This window comes from Rhodococcus sp. BP-241 (assembly GCF_019836145.1).
Classification (GTDB): Bacteria; Actinomycetota; Actinomycetes; order Mycobacteriales; family Mycobacteriaceae; genus Rhodococcoides.
The window spans coordinates 56752-77002 of record NZ_JABUEI010000002.1; the positions used below are offsets into that span (position 1 = coordinate 56752).

A 20251-nucleotide genomic window follows, 5' to 3' on the forward strand; every position below is an offset into this window, starting at 1 on the left:
ACTGTCGACGCTAACGGCGGGAGCGCGGGAGAAGTCGGTGTGACGTCACAGAGTTGCGTCAGCGAGCCGGTGACGCCGTACGACGCTGCAGGTGGGAGCGCCCGTCCCGCGCCACGCGGCGTGAGCCCGGGCCGCCCGCGCGTGCACCGCCGCCACCAATTTCGGCCTTGTCGGCTCCGTTCCCTCGTGAATCGGGCGTTCATGGGTCACACTTCTATCCGGAGACTGCGGCCAGGTCGGGGGACGTGTTACTGGGCGGTAAGGTCCGTGGTCGTTGCGACCACTCGGCTGGGTTAGAGTGACGCGACGCACACAGGTGTCGACGCGTTCGCGTCGTGTGCGACGAGCAGTGGGAGGGATCCACATGGGTGTCGAGGTTTCGGTCGAGGGATTGACCAAGTCGTTCGGTGTGCAGAAGATCTGGCAGGACGTCACGTTGACGCTCCCGAAGGGTGAGGTCAGTGCTCTCCTGGGGCCGTCCGGTACCGGTAAGTCCGTCTTCCTCAAGTCGCTCATCGGCCTTCTCCGACCGGAGGAGGGTTCGATCGTCGTCGACGGCACGGACATCATGGAGTGCTCGTCCAAGGAGCTCTACGAGATCCGCAAGTTGTTCGGCGTGCTCTTCCAGGACGGCGCCCTCTTCGGCTCCATGAACCTGTACGACAACACCGCCTTCCCGCTTCGTGAGCACACGAAGAAGAAGGAGGACGAGATCCGCAGCATCGTCATGGAGAAGCTCGAGCTGGTCGGTCTGACCGGTGCCGAGAACAAGCTCCCCGGCGAGATCTCGGGCGGTATGCGCAAGCGTGCCGGTCTGGCGCGTGCGCTCGTCCTCGACCCCGAGATCATCCTGGTGGACGAGCCCGACTCGGGCCTCGACCCGGTGCGCACCACCTACATCAGCCAGCTCCTGCTCAACATCAACGCCCAGATCGACGCGACGATGCTGATCGTCACGCACAACATCAATCTCGCGCGCACGGTGCCGGACAACATCGGCATGCTGTTCCGCAAGAACCTCGTCATGTTCGGTCCGCGCGAGGTGCTGCTCACCTCCGACGAGCCCGCCGTGAAGCAGTTCCTGAACGGCACGATGATCGGGCCGATCGGCATGAGCGAGGAGAAGGACGAGGCGCAGATGCGCCAGGAGCAGGCCCTCTCCGATGCCGGCCACAACCTCGGCGGTGTCGAGGACGTGGAGGGCATCATGCCGCAGATGGATCCCACGCCCGGCATGCCGCGTCGTCAGGCCGTGGATCGCCGTCGCGACCGGGTGCGCAGCATCATGCACACGCTGCCCGAGCACGCACAGCACGCCATCCAGCAGAGCCTCGACGAGGCGGACGGCCAGGACGGCCGTCAGGCGGAGCCGGCGTACGCGGGTGCTCAGCAGGGCTACCAGGAGTCGTACGGTCAGCAGTCGGGCCACGACCAGCAGCCGGCCTACGGCAACCAGAGGTACGACCAGGGCCAGAGCTACGACCAGGGTCAGACGTACGACCAGAATCAGGGCTACAGCAACCAGGGGTGGAGTGAGCCCGGCCAGGACCGGAACGACGGTCGCCCTTCCAGTGGCTCGCGGGGCTGACCGAAAACAATGGCTAAAACGAAGAACCCGATTCTCAAGTCGGGCACTGCAGCGCTGGCCCAGGCAGGAAACATCGTCGAACTTCTCGTCGATGTCGCGCGCAACACCTTCCGGCGCCCCTTCCAATTCCGCGAATTCATCGAACAGGCCTGGTTCATCGCCAGCGTCACCATTCTTCCGACCGCGCTGGTCGCCATTCCGTTCGGCGCGGTGGTCTCCCTGCAGACCGGGTCGCTGATCAAGCAGCTCGGCGCCGAGTCCTTCACCGGTGCCGCCAGCGTGCTGGCGGTGGTCCAGCAGGGCAGTCCCATCGTGGTGGCGTTGCTCATCGCGGGTGCGGCGGGATCGGCCGTGACGGCCGACCTCGGTTCACGCACCATCCGCGAGGAGATCGACGCCATGCGGGTGCTCGGCATCGATCCGGTGCAGCGCCTGGTCGTTCCCCGCGTGCTCGCGATGATTCTCGTCGCGCTGCTGCTCAACGGCCTGGTGTCGGTCATCGGCATCGCCGGTGGTTACTTCTTCAACGTGATCCTGCAGGACGGAACGCCCGGCGCGTACCTGGCGTCGTTCTCCACGTTGGCGCAGCTGCCCGACCTGTGGGTCGGTGAGCTCAAGGCCGTCGTGTTCGGTCTCATCGCCGGCGTCATCGCGTCCTACAAGGGGCTGCATCCCAATCCCGGTCCGAAGGGCGTGGGTGAAGCGGTGAACCAGACCGTCGTCATCACGTTCCTGATCCTGTTCTTCGCCAACCTGATCATGACGTTGGTCTACCTGCAGGTCGTCCCTGCGAAGGGAGGGTGAGCGATGACCATCGCTCGTGGTCGTGGAGACCGCACCCTGCTCCGGCTCCGTAGCGCGGCCTCGGCTCCGCTCGGTGTGCTGGACCGTGCCGGTGAACAGATGTCGTTCTACGGACGCGCGATCGGGTGGATCCCGAAGACGGCCGTGCACTACAAGAAGGAGACCCTCCGCCTGCTCGCGGAGGTGACGTTCGGTTCCGGCGCTCTCGCCGTCATCGGCGGCACCATCGGCGTCATCCTGATGATGTCCGGGTTCACCGGTGTCGTGGTCGGTCTGCAGGGCTTCGCGGCGCTCGAACAGCTCGGCAGCCAGGTGCTGACGGGCTTCCTGTCGGCGTACGTGAACACCCGTGAGATCGCGCCCATCGTGGCGTCCCTCGCGCTGTCCGCGACCGTCGGCTGCGGCTTCACCGCCCAGCTCGGCGCCATGCGCATCTCCGAGGAGATCGACGCACTCGAGGTCATGGCCGTTCCGTCCGTGCCGTTCCTGGTGTCGACGCGCATGATCGCCGGATTCATCGCCGTCATTCCGCTGTACATCGTCGGCCTGCTGTCCGCGTATCTCGCGTCCCGCTTGGTGAGCACCGTCTTCAACGGTCAGTCACCGGGCTCGTACGACCATTACTTCACGCTCTTCCTGCCCCCGGAGGACGTGCTCTACTCCTTCGCCAAGGTGCTGGTCTTCGCCTTCGTGCTCATCATGATCCACTGCTACTACGGCTACACCGCGTCGGGCGGACCCGCCGGCGTCGGCGTGGCCGTCGGTCGTGCCGTGCGTGCCGCACTGGTCACGGTCGCGGTGCTGAACTTCTTCCTGAGCCTCGCCATCTGGGGCACCACGACGACGGTGAGGGTCGCCGGATGAACCACGCTCCGTCGGCGACACGTCGTCGCCTCCTCGGAATCGGATTCCTGCTCGTCGTCGTTCTCTTCGTCGCCTGGAGCATCACGACCTTCAACAAGACGTTCAAGGACGTCGTCATGGTCGACCTGATCACCGACACCGTCGGCAACGCGCTGCCCGCCAACGCGGACGTGAAGGCGCGCGGGATGATCGTCGGCGAGGTGCGGTCCGCCACCACCGAGAACGGTGAGGTCACGTCCGAGCTGGCACTCGATCCCGGTCTCGTGGGCACCATCCCCTCCAACGTCACCGCCCGGTTGCTGCCGAAGACGCTCTTCGGCGAGCGCTACGTCGCGCTCCAGATCCCCGAGAACTCCGCCGGCGCCAGCCCTCTCGCCGAGGGCGCGGTGATCCGTCAGGACACCAGCGGCAACGCGGTCGAGGTCGGGCAGCTGCTCGACTCGCTGCTCCCGCTCCTCGACGCCATCCCGCCGCAGGATCTCGCCAACACGCTCGGTGCGCTGTCGCAGGCTCTCGAGGGCAACGGCGAGCGGCTCGGTCTGACCCTCGACCGGCTCGAGGAGATCTTCTCGGGTCTGAACGACGAGCTGCCGAACATCCAGCAGGATCTCGTCGGCATCGCGGACCTGTCGGAGACGTACTCGACCGCCGCTCCGGATTTGATCGACGCGCTCGACAACCTGCGCGTCACCGGGAACACGGTGGTGGAGAAGCAGAACGACGTCACCACGCTCCTGGCGAGCGCCACCGCGTCGTCGGGCTCGCTGGCCGACCTGGTGCAGACCAACGCCGAGTCCATCGTGTCCATCGCGGCGGACTCCCGCGAGGCGCTCGAACTGCTCGCCGAGTTCTCCCCGTCGTTCGGCTGCACGTTCACCGAGTTCGTCCGTGTCGCCGACGAGGCGAAGAAGATCCTCTCGGTCGACGACGCGTACCCCGGCGTCCGCGCGTCGATCAACTTCGTCAACCCCAAGGGGCGCTACATCCCCAACCAGGACGAGCCGCGACTGTTCGACACCCGTGGCCCGTCGTGCTTCGAGAACGTGACCACACCCGGCAAGTTCTTCCCGCAGTACCCGGGCAGCGGCGTCAACGACGGCTCCTACCAGGTGCCGTCGCGCAACCCCGGCCCCGCGGTCGACCCCGGCGCACTGCCCAACCCGCTGCAGTCGCCCGTCCCGGCGGCCTACGCCGGATCGGACATCGAACGGGACACGCTGGCGGTGGTCTACGGCGGAGGCTCCGGCATCTCCCCGGACCAGGTCCCCGCGTGGACCACCCTGGTGGGCGCTCCGGCGCTCCGCGGCACGGAAGTGAGTGTGCGATGAGAGGCCTAGCGGCACCGCTGATCAAGCTGATCGTCTTCGCGGTGGTGACCATTCTGGCGACGGCCGCCCTGGCGTTGACCATCGCCAACGGAGCCGGGTCCGGCAAGACCAAGTTCTCGGCCATCTTCACCGACGTCTCCTCGCTCAACGAGGGCGACGAGGTGCGCATCGCCGGCGTGCGCGTCGGCCAGGTGGAGAAGATCGAGATCCACGAGCGTGACCTGGCTCAGGTGGACTTCGCGCTGACCGAGCGTGAATGGCTGCCGGCCTCCACCACCGCGACCATCCGCTACCGAAACCTGATCGGGCAGCGCTACATCGCGCTCGAGCAGGGCACGGGCGACCAGGGCGAGAAGATCACCAGCGGAGCCACCATCCCGCTCGATCGGACGTCCCCCGCGGTGAACCTGACGACACTGTTCAACGGCTTCCGTCCGCTGTTCCAGACGCTGACGGCCGACGACGTGAACAAGCTGTCCTACGAGATCATCCAGGTCTTCCAGGGTGAGTCGGGCACCATCGGCGATCTGGTGCGCGACACCGCGAGCCTGACCAACACGGTCGCGGACAAAGATCAGGTCATCGGGGCGGTCATCGACAACCTCAACGGGGTCCTCGACACGGTGAACCAGCACGACAAGGAACTCGACCAGTTGATCGTGAACACCCAGGCGCTGGTGTCGGGGCTGTCGGCGGATCGTGACACCGTCGGCTCGGCGGTCACCTCGCTGGCCGGTCTGACCGACGCGACAGCGGATCTACTCGAGCCGACCCGTCCGTCCATCCAGTCGGCCATCTCGTCGATCGACGGACTGTCGACCAAGATCAACAATCGGCAGCAGGACTTCGACAACATCCTGTCGAACTTCCCGGTCAAGCTCGAGAAGCTGATCCGCGTCGCCAGCTACGGCTCGTGGTTCCAGTTCTACCTGTGCGGCATCGACATCGTCGCCGGGCCGGGCTACGCGCCGCAGCTCAACCTCCCGACAGGACTGCCCACCATCAATCAGCCGCTGTACACCAACTCCGCGAAGCGTTGCGCCGCAGGAGGTATCTCGTGACGAAACGCAAGCCCGCGGTGCTGGGTGCCCTCGGCATCTTCATCATCCTGATGGCGACGCTGTCCGCGTTCTTCCTCGACTCGCTACCGATCATCGGTGCCGGATCGAAGTACACCGCGAACTTCTCCGAAGCGGCCGGTCTGCGCGCCAGCAACGAGGTGCGGATCGCCGGCGTGAAGGTCGGCAAGGTCACCGACGTCGCCCTCGACGGCGACAAGGTGAAGGTCGAGTTCACGGTCAGTGACGCGTGGGTCGGCGACAAGACGTCGGCGTCCATCCAGATCAAGACGCTGCTCGGCCAGAAGTTCCTCTCGCTCGAGCCCAAGGGCGAGGAGCGGCTGAACCCGCGCGACGCGATCCCGATCGACCGCACGACGGCCCCCTACGACGTCATCGACGCGTTCTCCGACGCCGCCCGCACCACCGGCGACATCGACACGACGCAGCTCGCGACGAGCATGGAGACGCTGTCGCAGGCGTTCTCCGAGACGCCGGAGAACATCCGCGCCTCGCTCGACGGTGTCACGCGGTTGTCCGAGACCATCTCCTCCCGTGACGACGAGCTGAGCAAGCTCTTCGCCGCGACCGACAAGACGACGCAGGTCCTCGCCGACCGCAACCAGGAGTTCACCAAGCTGATCGGTGACGCCTCGGTCCTGTTGCAGGAGTTGAACAATCGGCAGCAGTCCATCTCGCAGCTGCTCATCGGCACGCAGCGGGTGTCCACTCAGCTGACCGGTCTGATCCGCGACAACGAGGCACAGATCGGTCCCGCACTCCAGTCGCTGGGTCAGGTCATCGACACCCTGAAGACCAACAACCAGAACATCGCCGAGGCGATCAAGCTGTACTCGCCGTTCGTCCGGCTGTACACCAACATCGTCGGTAACGGCCGCTGGTTCGATCAGGTCATCGTCAACACCTTCCCGCCCGGTCTCCCGGACATTCCGGGATACCGTGAGCCGATTCGCACCCTCGGTGTGGATCCCGTCCGTAGTCCGGGAGCAGGCCAGTGACCGCATCCACCGACCAGGAAGCCCCGTCGAACGGCGGCTTCTTCAGCAAGCGCAACCTGGGAATCATCGCTGCCGTCGTCGCTGTCGTGGTGCTGGTCGTGTTCGCGCTGTGGTGGGCCTTCACCCGCCTCGGTACCACCACCATCACGTCGTACTTCGACAAGACGGTCGGCGTGTACGAGGGCACCGAGGTTCGCGTCCTCGGCGTCAAGGTCGGCACCGTCACCAAGGTCGAGGGCCTGGGCGATCAGGTGCAGGTCGACATGCGCGTCGATCGCGGCGTCGACATCCCCGCCGATGCCCGCGCCGTCCAGCTCGCGCCGTCCGTCGTCGCCGACCGCTACGTCCAGCTCGCGCCGGCGTACACCGGCGGCGAGAAGATGGAGTCCGGTGCCGTGATCCCACGCGAGCGCACGGCCACTCCCGTCGAGGTCGACGAGCTGTACAAGAGCATCGACGAGCTGTCGGCCGCGCTGGGACCGAACGGTGCCAACCAGAACGGCGCCGTCTCCGACCTCGTGACCACCGGCGCGCAGAACCTGGCCGGAAACGGTGAGGCGCTGAACGATTCGCTGACCCAGCTCTCCGGTGCCGTCGAGACGCTCGACTCGTACCGCGGCGATCTGTTCGGCACGATCCAGAATCTGCAGACGTTCGTCAGTGCACTGTCGGCGAACGACCAGCAGGTGCGTGCCTTCAACAATCAGCTGTCCTCGCTGACGAGCTTCCTGGCGGGGGAGCGGGAGAACCTCGGTCTCGCGCTGAACCAGCTCTCGGTCACGCTCGGTGACGTCGCGACCTTCGTGCGGGACAACCGGGACCAGCTGTCCAACGATCTCGACGACCTCGCTCCGACCACGCAGTTGCTCGCCGACAACCGCCAGAACCTGGCGGACACGTTGACGCTGCTGCCGCTGGCCGTCGCGAACGTCGCGAACTCCTACAACGCCGAGTCCGGATCCTTGGACGCGCGCCTGATCTTCCAGGAGTTCCAGGATCCGAAGACGTTCTTCTGCAGTCTCATCGATCTGCAGAAGCTGCGCCCGGGCGATCCGCAGTTCGAGGCGCTCGGCCGTCAGATGCAGCCGATCGTCGACAACTGCGGCGCGATCATCGACCAGGCCGTCGCCGGTGTGAAGACGCCGACGCTGGTCCTGCCGTTCGGGTTGCTCAGCGCGGACAACATCCAGCGCAACGTCGAGCCCGGCACCGTGCCCGGTGTCGAATCGCCGCGGGTCGACGACCTGCAGCTTCCGGGCCTGAACATTCCTGCGGAAGGGGAGTGACGATGAGAGTGCGCTCGCGTGGCCTGATGGCCGCCTCCGGTGCCTGCGTCGTCGCCGTGACGCTCAGTGCCTGCGGATCCAGCGGTATCTACGGGATCCCGCTGCCCGGCGGTGCCGATGTCGGATCGGATCCGATCCGGTTGACGTTGCAGTTCGACGACGTGCTGGACCTGGTTCCGCAGTCGACCGTCAAGGTCGACGGTGTCCAGGTCGGTCGGGTCACCTCGGTCTCCGTGCCGAACGACTCGTGGATCGCCGACGTCGAGGTCGAGGTCGACTCGTCCGTGGACCTGCCGGCCAACGCCATGGCGTCCGTCCAGCAGACCAACCTGCTCGGCGAGAAGTTCGTCCAGCTCAGCGTTCCGGCCGACGACGCGGCGTCCGCGCGCCTCGCCTCGGGCGACACCATCCCCGTCGAGCGGACCCGCCACGCCACCGACATCGAGCAGGTGCTCGGCGCGCTGTCGATGTTGCTCAACGGCGGAGGCGTCGCGCAGCTCGCTCCGATCGTCAAGGAGCTGAACACCGCGCTCGGCGGCCGCGAGGACCGGGTGCGGAACCTGCTCGAGGAGGCCAACTCGCTCATCGGCGGCCTCGAGGATCAGAAGGCCGACATCACGCGCGCGATCGACGGTCTCGACGTCCTCACCGGCACGCTCAACCAGCAGACCGAGAAGATCGACCGGATCCTCGTCGATCTGCCGGTCGCCACCGAGGTGCTCGAACAGCAGCGTCCGCAGCTGACACAGCTTCTCGGTCAGCTCGATCGCCTCGGGCAGGTCGGGACCGACGTCATCGAGCGTTCGAAGGACGATCTGATCGCCGACCTGCGCGCACTGCGCCCGACCCTGCAGGAGCTCTCGACCTACGGCGACGAGCTGATCACGGACCTCGCGTTCGTGCCCACGTTCCCGTTCCCCGACGGCGTCGAGAAGATCACCCAGGGCAACGCGGTCAATCTGTTCCTCAGTGTGGATCTGCAGATCGGCAACCAGCTCACCGCGCTGGGCGTCGGCCAGGGCAACCCGATCTACAGCGCGCCCCGCAACGGCGATCCCAAGCCGCGGGTCGATCCGTCGAACCCGTACTACAACGGCAACGGCCCGCGTAACTCCTTCCCGACCATCTCGCTGCTGCCTCTGCCGCCCATCATCCCGTCGCCGACCCCGGCGCCGGGTGTACCCGCCGCCGCACCGTCGGCGAACCCGTTGGACGGCATCCTGCAGCAGTTCGGGATCGTTCCTCAGAACGAAGGTGGACAGTGAGATCCAAGCTGGTCAGCACACAGCTGATCCTCTTCGTCGTCATCGCCGTGCTCGGCCTGGTGTACGTCGGTGCCAAGTACGTGCGCGTCGACCAGCTGTTCGGTTTCGGCCAGTACACGGTCACCGGTCAGTTCGCCGATTCCGGCGGCATCTTCAGCAACGCCGAGGTGACGTACCGCGGCATTCCCGTAGGGCGCGTCGGTGAGCTGAAGCTGACCGAGCAGGGCGTCGACGTCGAACTGAAGCTCGAGAAGAGCGCTCCCGACGTCCCGGCCGACACCATCGCCGTGGTGGCCAACCGCTCCGCCATCGGTGAGCAGTACGTCGATCTGCAGCCGCGCACCGATCAGGGCCCGTTCCTGCAGGACGGCGACGTCATCCTGCAGGACGACACGTCCATCCCGACGCCGGTGGAGAGCCTGCTCAAGAACGTCAAGACCCTCGCGGACTCCGTGCCGGTCGACGATCTGCACACCGTGGTGACCGAGCTCGGTACCGGCTTCGCCGGCACGGGTGACTCACTGCAGCAGCTCGTCACCTCGCTGGACAGCTTCTCCGAGGACGGTCTCGCCAACCTGCCGCAGACCCTCACGCTGATCCGCGACAGCCGCGTCGTGCTGGACACCCAGTCCGAGCAGTCGTCGTCCATTCAGCAGTTCAGCTCCGATCTGGATCTGGTCACCGCGCAGTTGCGGTCGAGCGATCCGGACATCCGGCGACTGATCGACAACGGGCTTCCCGCCAGCGACCAGGTCGGCGCGCTCGTCGACCAGGCCGGCCCGGGTCTGACGACCAACCTGACGAACCTCGCGGGTGTGACCAGTGCACTGAGCCCGCGCACGTTCGCACTGCGTCCGCTGCTCCAGTTCCTCCCGGCCCTGGCGCAGGGAGCGAACTCGGCGAGTCCGGGTGACGGCACCATTCACTTCGGCATCGCGCTCGAGGTGAACAACCCGCCGTCGTGCACCCAGGGTTACGAGGGCACGCAGGCGATCCTCGACGCGGAGTACGCCAAGAACCCCGATTTCGATCCGACGCAGCAGGACTTCCCGTTGAACCTCGACGCGAACTGCACTGTGCCGCAGGGATCCCTGACGGGAGTGCGCGGCGCCAACAGCGTGCGCTTCGCCGATCCGCAGACGGTGCAGCCGTGGGACGACAAGCCCAAGGTCGCGCCGGACCCCCTGGATCTGAACCCGATCGCGACGCAGCTGGCCGCACTGCTCGGTGTGACGGTCCGCCCCTGACCATCGAGTCGGGTGAGGAGAGGTGCGCGGTGATGGCAGCGAGAAGTTACCCTCAAGTAGGGTGTCTGCTGTGACGCCAACCACCTCTCCTTCCGACCCGGACCTCGACGGCACCGACACCGGTGACGGCACGTCCGAGTCCACGCCCGCACCGGCGCCGCGCACGTCTCCGGTCGCCACGGCGGTGACTGCCGCGGCGGCCGCGATCACGTTGATCGCGGCCGTCGTGCTGAGCATCTTCTGGTTCCTCGCGTACCAGGAGTCCTCGGACGCCTCCCTGCGGGACGACGCCCTCGCCGGCGCCCGGCAGGCGGCGATCAATCTGAACTCCGTCGACTCGAACGATCTGGACAAGACGTTCGCCGACATCGAGTCCTCCATCACCGGTGACGAGCTCACCAACGGTCTGAACGACACCAAGGATCAGTTCCGCCAGCAGTTCGCGGAGACCGGTGTGGTCACCACCGCGGCGGTGCAGCATGCGTCGCTCGTCGGGTTCAGTTCCGACGACGGCACCGCGCAGTCGCTCGTGGTCCTCACCACCGACACCACCAAGCCGGACGGCAACGAGCGGTACCAGAGCACCCTGCGTCTCGAACTGCAGGACGTGGACGGCACGTGGAAGGCCACGCGTATCCAGCCCATCGGGCAGCGCATCCCCCTCGAGGTCCCAGGCGCACCCGCTGCGACGGGCGATCCCGCCGCACCCACCGATCCCGCCGCCACCGATCCCGCAGCCCCGGTCGACCCCGCAGCTCCGGTCGACCCCGCAGCTCCGGTCGATCCCGCCGCGCCCGTCGATCCCGCTCCCGCACCGACCGACGGCGGTCAGTGACACCTCGCTGTCACGCCGTCCGTCCCGCTCGCCTCGCACCAGCCAGGAGTTCTCTCTATGCCCCCCGCACGCCGTAGACCCCCCACAGGCGCTCCCCGTGTCCCCGCCGGCAGCGTTCGTCGACCCAAGGTCGCCGGACGCTCCACGGCGCCCCCCGCGGGCGGCGACGCGATCGAGAACGAGAACACGAGCACGTCCACCGGCGCGGCCTCGACCGTCGACCTGTCGAAGTCGTCGGCCGACACCGCTGCGGTCGACAGCGCGGCCACGGACTCGGTCGTGGACGAGACGACCGAGACGACCGAGGCGGACGACGGCGCCCCCGCCGGCCGCACGGCCTGGTGGACTCCCCGCACGATGCTGCTCGCCGCACTCGCCGTGGTGTTCGCCGTGATCGCGCTCCTCGCCGTGGTGCGCCCCGGTACGTCCGAGGTGAGCAACCACGCATGGGTCGACACTCCGGCCACACTCGAGGTCACGTCGGCCGGGCGCGACGCCCTGCAGACGGTGTTCAGCTACAAGTTCGACACGATCGACCAGGATCAGGCGGCCGCCCGCGCGGTGCTGAACGACGAGCGCCGCGGGGAGTACGACTCCACCGCGGAGCAGACCAAGCAGGGCGTCATCCAGACGCAGACCACCACGACGGCCACGGTCACCGACATCGGGGTGTCACTGCTCGACGGTGATCGGGCCGAGCTGCTGGCCAGCATGGACATCGCCGCGACGCAGGACACGGTCGACCAGGGAACGGTGCAGACGCCGGTCTCGGTGACCATGGAACGTGTCGACGGAAAGTGGCTGCTCGCGACCATCGACAACCGCTGATCGCCCGCTTCGAGCGGATTCGGGGGACGAAACGCCGCTCTCGCTCTTGACGCGAGGGCTTCGGGAGTCCACTCTGATTACCGGATTCATCGAACGCGGGTGCGACCCCGCTGCCATGATCGAGAACGACGCCGGAGCAAATGGAGGCACCGGGCGTCGGGATCGACGGGCAGGGGCGTACGGCAGTTCGTGGATCACGGCCCGTGCAGTCTCCGGGCCGAGCGCGCTCCCCGCGCGGACGCGGTTGCCATATCCGCCGCATTGGGGTACTTTTGGACGTTGCGCTGGGTGCCTCCTGTCCACTTCCAGACTTTGCCTGAATCGACACGTGTGTCGATCTCTGCTGAGCGAGGACTTCGTACGGGTAGTGACCAGCGAAGTTCCCACACAAAGAAGCAGATTAGCGACGGTCGCGTAGTGCACGAAGCGGCCCGCGTGAGGTGCTGGAAGGACGCATCTTGGCAGTCTCCACCCAGTCCAAGGAAAACGCCGGAACTCCCGGAGCCCCGAAGAGGGTGTCGTTCGCGAAGATTCGCGAACCCCTCGAAGTACCGGGGTTGCTCGATCTTCAGACCGATTCGTTCGAGTGGCTCGTCGGCACGCCGGAGTGGCGCGCACGTGCGGAAGCACGTGGCGACAGCTCTCGCAGCGGCGGTCTCGAGGACATCCTGACGGAGCTCTCTCCGATCGAGGACTTCTCCGGCTCGATGTCCCTCTCCTTCTCCGATCCGCGCTTCGACGAGGTCAAGGCCTCGATCGACGAGTGCAAGGACAAGGACATGACCTACGCGGCGCCGTTGTTCGTCACCGCGGAGTTCATCAACAACAACACCGGTGAGATCAAGAGCCAGACGGTCTTCATGGGTGACTTCCCGATGATGACCGACAAGGGCACGTTCATCATCAACGGCACCGAGCGCGTCGTCGTCTCGCAGCTCGTGCGTTCCCCGGGTGTCTACTTCGACCACGCCGTCGACAAGACCACCGAGAAGGATCTGCACAGCGTCAAGGTCATCCCCGGCCGCGGCGCCTGGCTCGAGTTCGACGTCGACAAGCGCGACACCGTCGGTGTCCGCATCGACCGCAAGCGTCGTCAGCCCGTCACCGTGCTCCTCAAGGCACTCGGCTGGACCACCGAGCAGATCACCGAGCGCTTCGGCTTCTCGGAGATCCTCATGGCCACGCTGGAGAAGGACAACACGGCCGGCACCGACGAGGCGCTGCTCGACATCTACCGCAAGCTCCGCCCGGGCGAGCCGCCCACGAAGGAGAGCGCGCAGACCCTGTTGGAGAACCTGTTCTTCAAGGAGAAGCGCTACGACCTCGCACGCGTGGGTCGCTACAAGATCAACAAGAAGCTGGGCCTGAACTCGGGTCTGCCCATCGAGGCGTCGACGCTGACCGAAGAGGACATCGTCGCCACCATCGAGTACCTCGTGCGTCTGCACGCGGGCGAGAAGTCGATGACGGCACCCGACGGCGTCGAGGTTCCCGTGGAGGTCGACGACATCGACCACTTCGGCAACCGTCGTCTCCGCACGGTCGGCGAGCTGATCCAGAACCAGATCCGCGTGGGCCTGTCCCGCATGGAGCGTGTGGTCCGCGAGCGGATGACCACCCAGGACGTCGAGGCCATCACGCCGCAGACCCTGATCAACATCCGTCCCGTGGTCGCTGCCATCAAGGAGTTCTTCGGAACCTCGCAGCTGTCGCAGTTCATGGACCAGAACAACCCGCTGTCGGGTCTGACGCACAAGCGCCGCCTGTCGGCGCTGGGCCCCGGCGGTCTGTCGCGTGAGCGCGCCGGCCTCGAGGTCCGCGACGTCCACCCGTCGCACTACGGCCGCATGTGCCCCATCGAGACCCCGGAAGGCCCGAACATCGGCCTGATCGGATCGCTCTCGGTGTACGCCCGTGTGAACCCGTTCGGTTTCATCGAGACGCCGTACCGCAAGGTCGTCGAGGGACAGGTCACCGACGACGTCGACTACCTGACCGCCGACGAGGAGGACCGCCACGTCGTGGCGCAGGCCAACTCGTCCATCGACACCTCGGGTCGCTTCGTCGACGAGAAGATCCTCGTCCGCCGTAAGGGTGGAGAGGTCGAGTTCGTCTCGTCGATGGACGTCGACTACATGGACGTCTCGCCTCGGCAGATGGTCTCGGTCGCCACGGCGATGATCCCGTTCCTCGAGCACGACGACGCCAACCGCGCTCTGATGGGCGCGAACATGCAGCGTCAGGCCGTGCCGCTGGTGCGCAGCGAGGCTCCGCTCGTCGGAACCGGCATGGAGCTGCGTGCCGCTGTCGATGCCGGCGACGTCATCGTCAACGAGAAGTCCGGTGTCATCGAGGAGGTGTCCGCCGACTACGTCACCGTGATGGCGGACGACGGCACTCGCAACACCTACCGGATGCGCAAGTTCGCGCGCTCGAACCAGGGCACCTGTGCCAACCAGCGTCCGATCGTGGACGAGGGCGCACGGGTCGAGGCCGGCCAGGTCCTGGCCGACGGTCCCTGCACCGAGAACGGTGAGATGGCGCTGGGCAAGAACCTGCTCGTCGCGATCATGCCGTGGGAGGGCCACAACTACGAGGACGCGATCATCCTGTCGCAGCGCCTCGTGGAAGAGGACGTCCTGACCTCGATCCACATCGAGGAGCACGAGATCGATGCCCGCGACACCAAGCTCGGTGCCGAGGAGATCACCCGTGACATCCCGAACGTCTCGGACGAGGTCCTCGCCGATCTCGACGAGCGCGGCATCATCCGTATCGGTGCCGAGGTTCGTGACGGCGACGTCCTGGTCGGAAAGGTCACGCCGAAGGGCGAGACCGAGCTGACCCCGGAGGAGCGCCTGCTGCGCGCCATCTTCGGCGAGAAGGCCCGCGAGGTCCGCGACACGTCTCTGAAGGTTCCGCACGGCGAGAACGGAAAGGTCATCGGCATTCGCGTGTTCTCGCGCGAGGACGACGACGATCTGCCTCCCGGCGTGAACGAGCTGGTCCGCGTCTACGTGGCCCAGAAGCGCAAGATCCAGGACGGCGACAAGCTCGCCGGCCGCCACGGCAACAAGGGCGTCATCGGCAAGATCCTCCCCCAGGAGGACATGCCGTTCCTGTCCGACGGCACCCCGGTCGACATCATCCTGAACACGCACGGCGTCCCGCGTCGTATGAACATCGGTCAGATCCTCGAGACTCACCTCGGCTGGATCGGCAAGACCGGATGGAACATTCAGGTGGCCGCGGACGGAGTCCGACCTGACTGGGCCGCGACGCTGCCCGAGGAGATGCTGGCCGCCGAGGCGGACACCAACATCGCCACCCCGGTGTTCGACGGTGCGAAGGAGGACGAGCTCACCGGCCTGCTGGCGAGCACGATCCCGAACCGCGACGGCGAGCGCATGGTCGGCGCGGACGGAAAGGCCACCCTGTTCGACGGCCGTTCCGGCGAGCCGTTCCCGTACCCGGTCTCCGTGGGCTACATGTACATCATCAAGCTGCACCACCTCGTCGACGACAAGATCCACGCTCGTTCGACCGGTCCGTACTCGATGATCACGCAGCAGCCCCTCGGTGGTAAGGCGCAGTTCGGTGGACAGCGCTTCGGCGAGATGGAGTGCTGGGCCATGCAGGCCTACGGCGCTGCGTACACGCTGCAGGAGCTCCTCACCATCAAGTCCGACGACGTGGTCGGCCGCGTGAAGGTCTACGAGGCCATCGTCAAGGGCGAGAACATCCCGGAGCCCGGTATCCCCGAGTCCTTCAAGGTGCTCCTCAAGGAGCTCCAGTCGCTGTGCCTCAACGTGGAGGTGCTGTCCTCGGACGGCGCGGCCATCACGATGGCGGACGGCGACGACGAGGATCTCGAGCGTGCCGCGGCCAACCTGGGAATCAATCTCTCCCGCAACGAGTCCGCGACCGTCGACGATCTCGCGCAGTAATCGGTGACAGGCCGGCGCGAGGCGACTCGCGCCGGCCGACCCCCGATCACTCGTAGCAGCAGAAAACTATCCCTGAGAAGGGGAAAGGAAGTACGACGTGCTGGACGTCAACTTCTTCGATGAACTCCGCATCGGTCTCGCGACCGCGGACGACATCCGCAATTGGTCCTACGGCGAGGTCAAGAAGCCGGAGACCATCAACTACCGCACGCTCAAGCCCGAGAAGGACGGCCTGTTCTGCGAGAAGATCTTCGGACCTACTCGCGACTGGGAGTGCTACTGCGGCAAGTACAAGCGCGTGCGCTTCAAGGGCATCATCTGTGAGCGCTGTGGCGTCGAGGTGACTCGCGCCAAGGTGCGTCGTGAGCGCATGGGCCACATCGAGCTGGCCGCACCGGTCACGCACATCTGGTACTTCAAGGGTGTTCCGTCGCGCCTCGGCTACCTGCTGGACCTGGCGCCGAAGGATCTCGAGAAGATCATCTACTTCGCCGCCTACGTCATCACGTCGGTCGACGACGAGCTGCGCCACAACGAGCTCTCCACTCTCGAGGCCGAGATGGAGGTCGAGAAGAAGGCTGTCGCCGATCAGCGTGACGCCGACCTCGAGGCCCGTGCGCAGAAGCTCGAGGCTGACATCGCCGAGCTCGAGGCGGAGGGCGCCAAGTCCGACGTCCGTCGCAAGGTCAAGGACGGTGGCGAGCGCGAGATGCGTCAGCTCCGTGACCGCGCGCAGCGTGAGCTGGATCGTCTCGAGGAGATCTGGACCACCTTCACCAAGCTGGCCAAGAAGCAGCTCATCGTCGACGAGCTCATCTACCGCGAGCTGATCGACCGCTACGGCGAGTACTTCACGGGTGCGATGGGCGCGGAGTCCATCCAGAAGCTCATGGAGACCTTCGACATCGAGGCCGAGGCCGAGAGCCTGCGCGAGACCATCCGCAGTGGCAAGGGCCAGAAGAAGCTCCGTGCGCTGAAGCGTCTCAAGGTCGTCGCGGCGTTCCAGTCCACGGGCAACTCGCCCATGGGCATGGTGCTCGACGCCGTGCCGGTGATCCCGCCGGAGCTGCGTCCGATGGTGCAGCTCGACGGTGGACGTTTCGCGACGTCCGACCTCAACGATCTGTACCGCCGCGTCATCAACCGCAACAACCGCCTCAAGCGACTGATCGACCTCGGTGCTCCCGAGATCATCGTCAACAACGAGAAGCGGATGCTGCAGGAGTCGGTCGACGCCCTGTTCGACAACGGTCGTCGCGGCCGTCCGGTCACCGGACCGGGCAACCGCCCGCTCAAGTCGCTGTCCGATCTGCTCAAGGGCAAGCAGGGTCGTTTCCGTCAGAACCTGCTCGGCAAGCGCGTCGACTACTCGGGCCGTTCGGTCATCGTCGTCGGACCGCAGCTCAAGCTGCACCAGTGCGGTCTGCCGAAGCTCATGGCACTCGAGCTGTTCAAGCCGTTCGTGATGAAGCGTCTGGTGGATCTCAACCACGCGCAGAACATCAAGTCGGCCAAGCGCATGGTCGAGCGTCAGCGCGCACAGGTGTGGGACGTCCTCGAAGAGGTCATCGCCGAGCACCCCGTGCTGCTGAACCGCGCACCGACGCTGCACCGTCTGGGCATCCAGGCATTCGAGCCGCAGCTGGTCGAGGGCAAGGCCATCCAGCTGCACCCCCTCGTGTGCGAGGCGTTCAACGCCGACTTCGACGGTGACCAGATGGCAGTCCACCTGCCGCTGTCCGCCGAGGCGCAGGCCGAGGCACGCATCCTGATGCTGTCGTCGAACAACATCCTGTCGCCGGCATCGGGCCGACCGCTCGCCATGCCGCGTCTGGACATGGTGACGGGTCTGTTCCACCTGACGCGTCTCGACGACAAGGCTCTGGGCGAGTTCCAGGCCTCGACGTCCGACTCGGCGGAGCTGGGCATCTACGCCAGCCCGGCCGAGGCGCAGATGGCCGTCGATCGCGGCGTCCTGACCGTGCAGTCGCAGATCAAGGTGCGTCTGACGCAGCAGCGTCCGTCGCGCGAGATCGAGGCGGAGCTGTTCCCCGACGGCTGGACCCCGGGCGATGCCTGGACCGCCGAGACGACGCTGGGCCGCGTGCTCTTCAACGAGCTGCTCCCGACGAACTACCCGTTCGTCAACGAGCAGATGCCGAAGAAGCGCCAGGCGACGATCATCAACGATCTCGCCGAGCGGTACCCGATGATCGTGGTCGCGCAGACCGTCGACAAGCTCAAGGACGCCGGCTTCTACTGGGCCACGCGTTCGGGTGTCACGATCTCCATCTCCGACGTCCTCGTGCCGCCGGAGAAGCCGCAGATCCTCGAGGAGTTCGAGGCTCAGGCCGACCGCCTGGAGAAGCAGTACCAGCGTGGCGCTCTCGACCGGACCGAGCGCAACTCGGCCCTGGTCAAGATCTGGCAGGAAGCCACCGAGCAGGTCGGTAAGGCCATGGAGGCCCACTTCCCCGACGAGAACCCGATCCCGATGATCGTGAAGTCCGGCGCAGCCGGAAACATGACGCAGGTGCGGTCGCTCGCCGGCATGAAGGGTCTGGTGACCAACCCGAAGGGTGAGTTCATCCCGCGCCCGATCAAGTCCTCCTTCAAGGAGGGCCTGACGGTCCTGGAGTACTTCATCAACACGCACGGTGCTCGTAAGGGTCTGGCCGACACGGCGCTTCGTACCGCCGACTCGGGCTACCTGACGCGTCGTCTGGTCGACGTCTCGCAGGACGTCATCGTTCGGGAGACCGACTGTGGCACCGAGCGCGGCATCACCACGGTGATCGCGGAGAAGCTGGCTGACGGCTCGATGATCCGCGACGCGCACGTCGAGACCTCGACGTACGCCCGCACCCTGGCCGCCGACGCGGTCGACGCCGACGGCAACGTCATCGTCGAGCGTGGACACGACCTGGGCGACCCGGCCATCGACGCGCTGCTCGCAGCGGGCATCACGTCGGTCAAGGTCCGTTCGGTGCTCACCTGCACCACCGGAACCGGCGTCTGCGCCACCTGCTACGGCCGTTCCATGGCCACCGGCAAGCTCGTCGACATCGGCGAGGCCGTCGGTATCGTCGCGGCACAGTCGATCGGTGAGCCCGGCACGCAGCTCACGATGCGTACCTTCCACCAGGGTGGTGTGGCCGGCGACGACATCACCGGTGGTCTGCCCCGAGTGCAGGAGCTCTTCGAGGCTCGTGTGCCCAAGGGCAAGGCGCCCATCGCGGACGTCTCGGGTCGCATCCAGCTCGAGGACGGTGACCGTTTCTACAAGATCACCATCGTCCCGGACGACGGCGGCGAAGAGGTCGTCTACGACAAGCTCTCCAAGCGTCAGCGTCTGCGTGTCTTCAAGCACGACGACGGCACGGAGCGTCTGTTGTCGGACGGTGACCACGTCGAGGTCGGTCAGCAGCTCATGGAAGGTGCTGCCGATCCCCATGAGGTCCTGCGAGTCATGGGCCCGCGCCAGGTGCAGATCCACCTCGTCAACGAGGTCCAGGAGGTGTACCGCAGCCAGGGTGTGTCCATCCACGACAAGCACATCGAGACGATCGTTCGTCAGATGCTCCGCCGCGTGACCATCATCGATTCGGGCTCCACGGAGTTCCTGCCCGGATCGCTGACCGAGCGCAGTGAGTTCGAGTCGAGTAACCGTCGCGTCGTGTCCGAGGGTGGCGAGCCCGCGGCCGGACGTCCGGTGCTGATGGGTATCACCAAGGCATCGCTGGCGACCGACTCGTGGCTGTCCGCGGCGTCGTTCCAGGAGACCACCCGAGTGCTGACCGACGCGGCGATCAACTGCCGCTCGGACAAGCTCATCGGTCTCAAGGAGAACGTGATCATCGGAAAGCTGATCCCCGCCGGCACCGGCATCAACCGGTACCGGAACATCACGGTTCAGCCCACCGAGGAAGCACGTGCCGCGGCCTACGCGGTGCCGTCGTACGACGATCAGTACTACAGCGCAGACGGCTTCGGCCAGAACACCGGTGCTGCAGTGCCGCTCGACGACTACGGTTTCTCCGGCGACTACCGCTAGCCGGTAGCGCGACAGACAAGTCCAGCCCCGCACTCCACTTCGGTGGGGTGCGGGGCTGTTCTGTGTTCGGGGGTGCCGGGTGCCGGGTGCCGGGTGCTGATCGTGCCGGGCGCACCGTGCCGGCCGGT

The 20251-nt window shown here is 66.2% G+C and carries 13 protein-coding genes; all 13 read left to right on the forward strand.

Annotated elements, in window-relative coordinates:
• Nucleotides 1-364 precede the first annotated feature (364 nt).
• Nucleotides 365-1588, forward strand: coding sequence for an ABC transporter ATP-binding protein (locus HQ308_RS03820; RefSeq protein WP_222645485.1), 1224 nt, complete (start codon nt 365-367; stop codon nt 1586-1588).
• Nucleotides 1589-1597: 9 nt separating this feature from the next.
• A complete protein-coding gene (locus HQ308_RS03825; protein ID WP_027504566.1) occupies nt 1598-2392 on the forward strand; it encodes an ABC transporter permease in 795 nt (264 codons plus the stop codon).
• A gap of 3 nt (nt 2393-2395) precedes the next feature.
• Nucleotides 2396-3256, forward strand: coding sequence for an ABC transporter permease (locus tag HQ308_RS03830; RefSeq protein ID WP_027504567.1), 861 nt, complete (start codon nt 2396-2398; stop codon nt 3254-3256).
• Nucleotides 3253-4584 (forward strand): MCE family protein, encoded by a 1332-nt coding sequence (locus HQ308_RS03835; RefSeq protein WP_027504568.1) that lies wholly within the window; start codon nt 3253-3255, stop codon nt 4582-4584. Before HQ308_RS03830 ends, HQ308_RS03835 begins: the two co-directional genes overlap by 4 nt.
• Nucleotides 4581-5645 (forward strand): MCE family protein, encoded by a 1065-nt coding sequence (locus HQ308_RS03840; protein ID WP_027504569.1) that lies wholly within the window; start codon nt 4581-4583, stop codon nt 5643-5645. The genes HQ308_RS03835 and HQ308_RS03840 overlap by 4 nt, the downstream gene beginning before the upstream one ends.
• Complete coding sequence (locus HQ308_RS03845) at nt 5642-6661, forward strand: MCE family protein (RefSeq protein ID WP_037184706.1); 1020 nt, start codon at nt 5642-5644, stop codon at nt 6659-6661. Before HQ308_RS03840 ends, HQ308_RS03845 begins: the two co-directional genes overlap by 4 nt.
• Nucleotides 6662-6717: 56 nt before the next feature.
• A complete protein-coding gene (locus HQ308_RS03850) occupies nt 6718-7947 on the forward strand; it encodes an MCE family protein (RefSeq protein WP_027504571.1) in 1230 nt (409 codons plus the stop codon).
• A 2-nt stretch (nt 7948-7949) separates the two neighbouring features.
• A complete protein-coding gene (locus HQ308_RS03855) occupies nt 7950-9212 on the forward strand; it encodes an MCE family protein (protein WP_027504572.1) in 1263 nt (420 codons plus the stop codon).
• Nucleotides 9209-10459 carry an MCE family protein gene (locus HQ308_RS03860; protein ID WP_027504573.1) on the forward strand — a complete coding sequence of 417 codons (1251 nt, stop codon included), beginning with the start codon at nt 9209-9211 and terminating at the stop codon, nt 10457-10459. Before HQ308_RS03855 ends, HQ308_RS03860 begins: the two co-directional genes overlap by 4 nt.
• Before the next feature lie 70 nt (nt 10460-10529).
• Nucleotides 10530-11294 carry a hypothetical protein gene (locus tag HQ308_RS03865; protein WP_222645486.1) on the forward strand — a complete coding sequence of 255 codons (765 nt, stop codon included), beginning with the start codon at nt 10530-10532 and terminating at the stop codon, nt 11292-11294.
• A 57-nt stretch (nt 11295-11351) separates the two neighbouring features.
• Nucleotides 11352-12122, forward strand: coding sequence for a hypothetical protein (locus HQ308_RS03870; protein ID WP_222645487.1), 771 nt, complete (start codon nt 11352-11354; stop codon nt 12120-12122).
• Nucleotides 12123-12562: 440 nt separating this feature from the next.
• The gene (locus HQ308_RS03875; RefSeq protein ID WP_027504574.1) at nt 12563-16069 is read left to right on the forward strand and encodes a DNA-directed RNA polymerase subunit beta; all 3507 of its coding nucleotides are present in this window, start codon (nt 12563-12565) and stop codon (nt 16067-16069) included.
• A 97-nt stretch (nt 16070-16166) separates the two neighbouring features.
• Entirely contained in the window at nt 16167-20123 is a 3957-nt protein-coding gene (locus tag HQ308_RS03880; RefSeq protein ID WP_027504575.1) for a DNA-directed RNA polymerase subunit beta', read from the forward strand.
• Nucleotides 20124-20251: the final 128 nt, after the last annotated feature.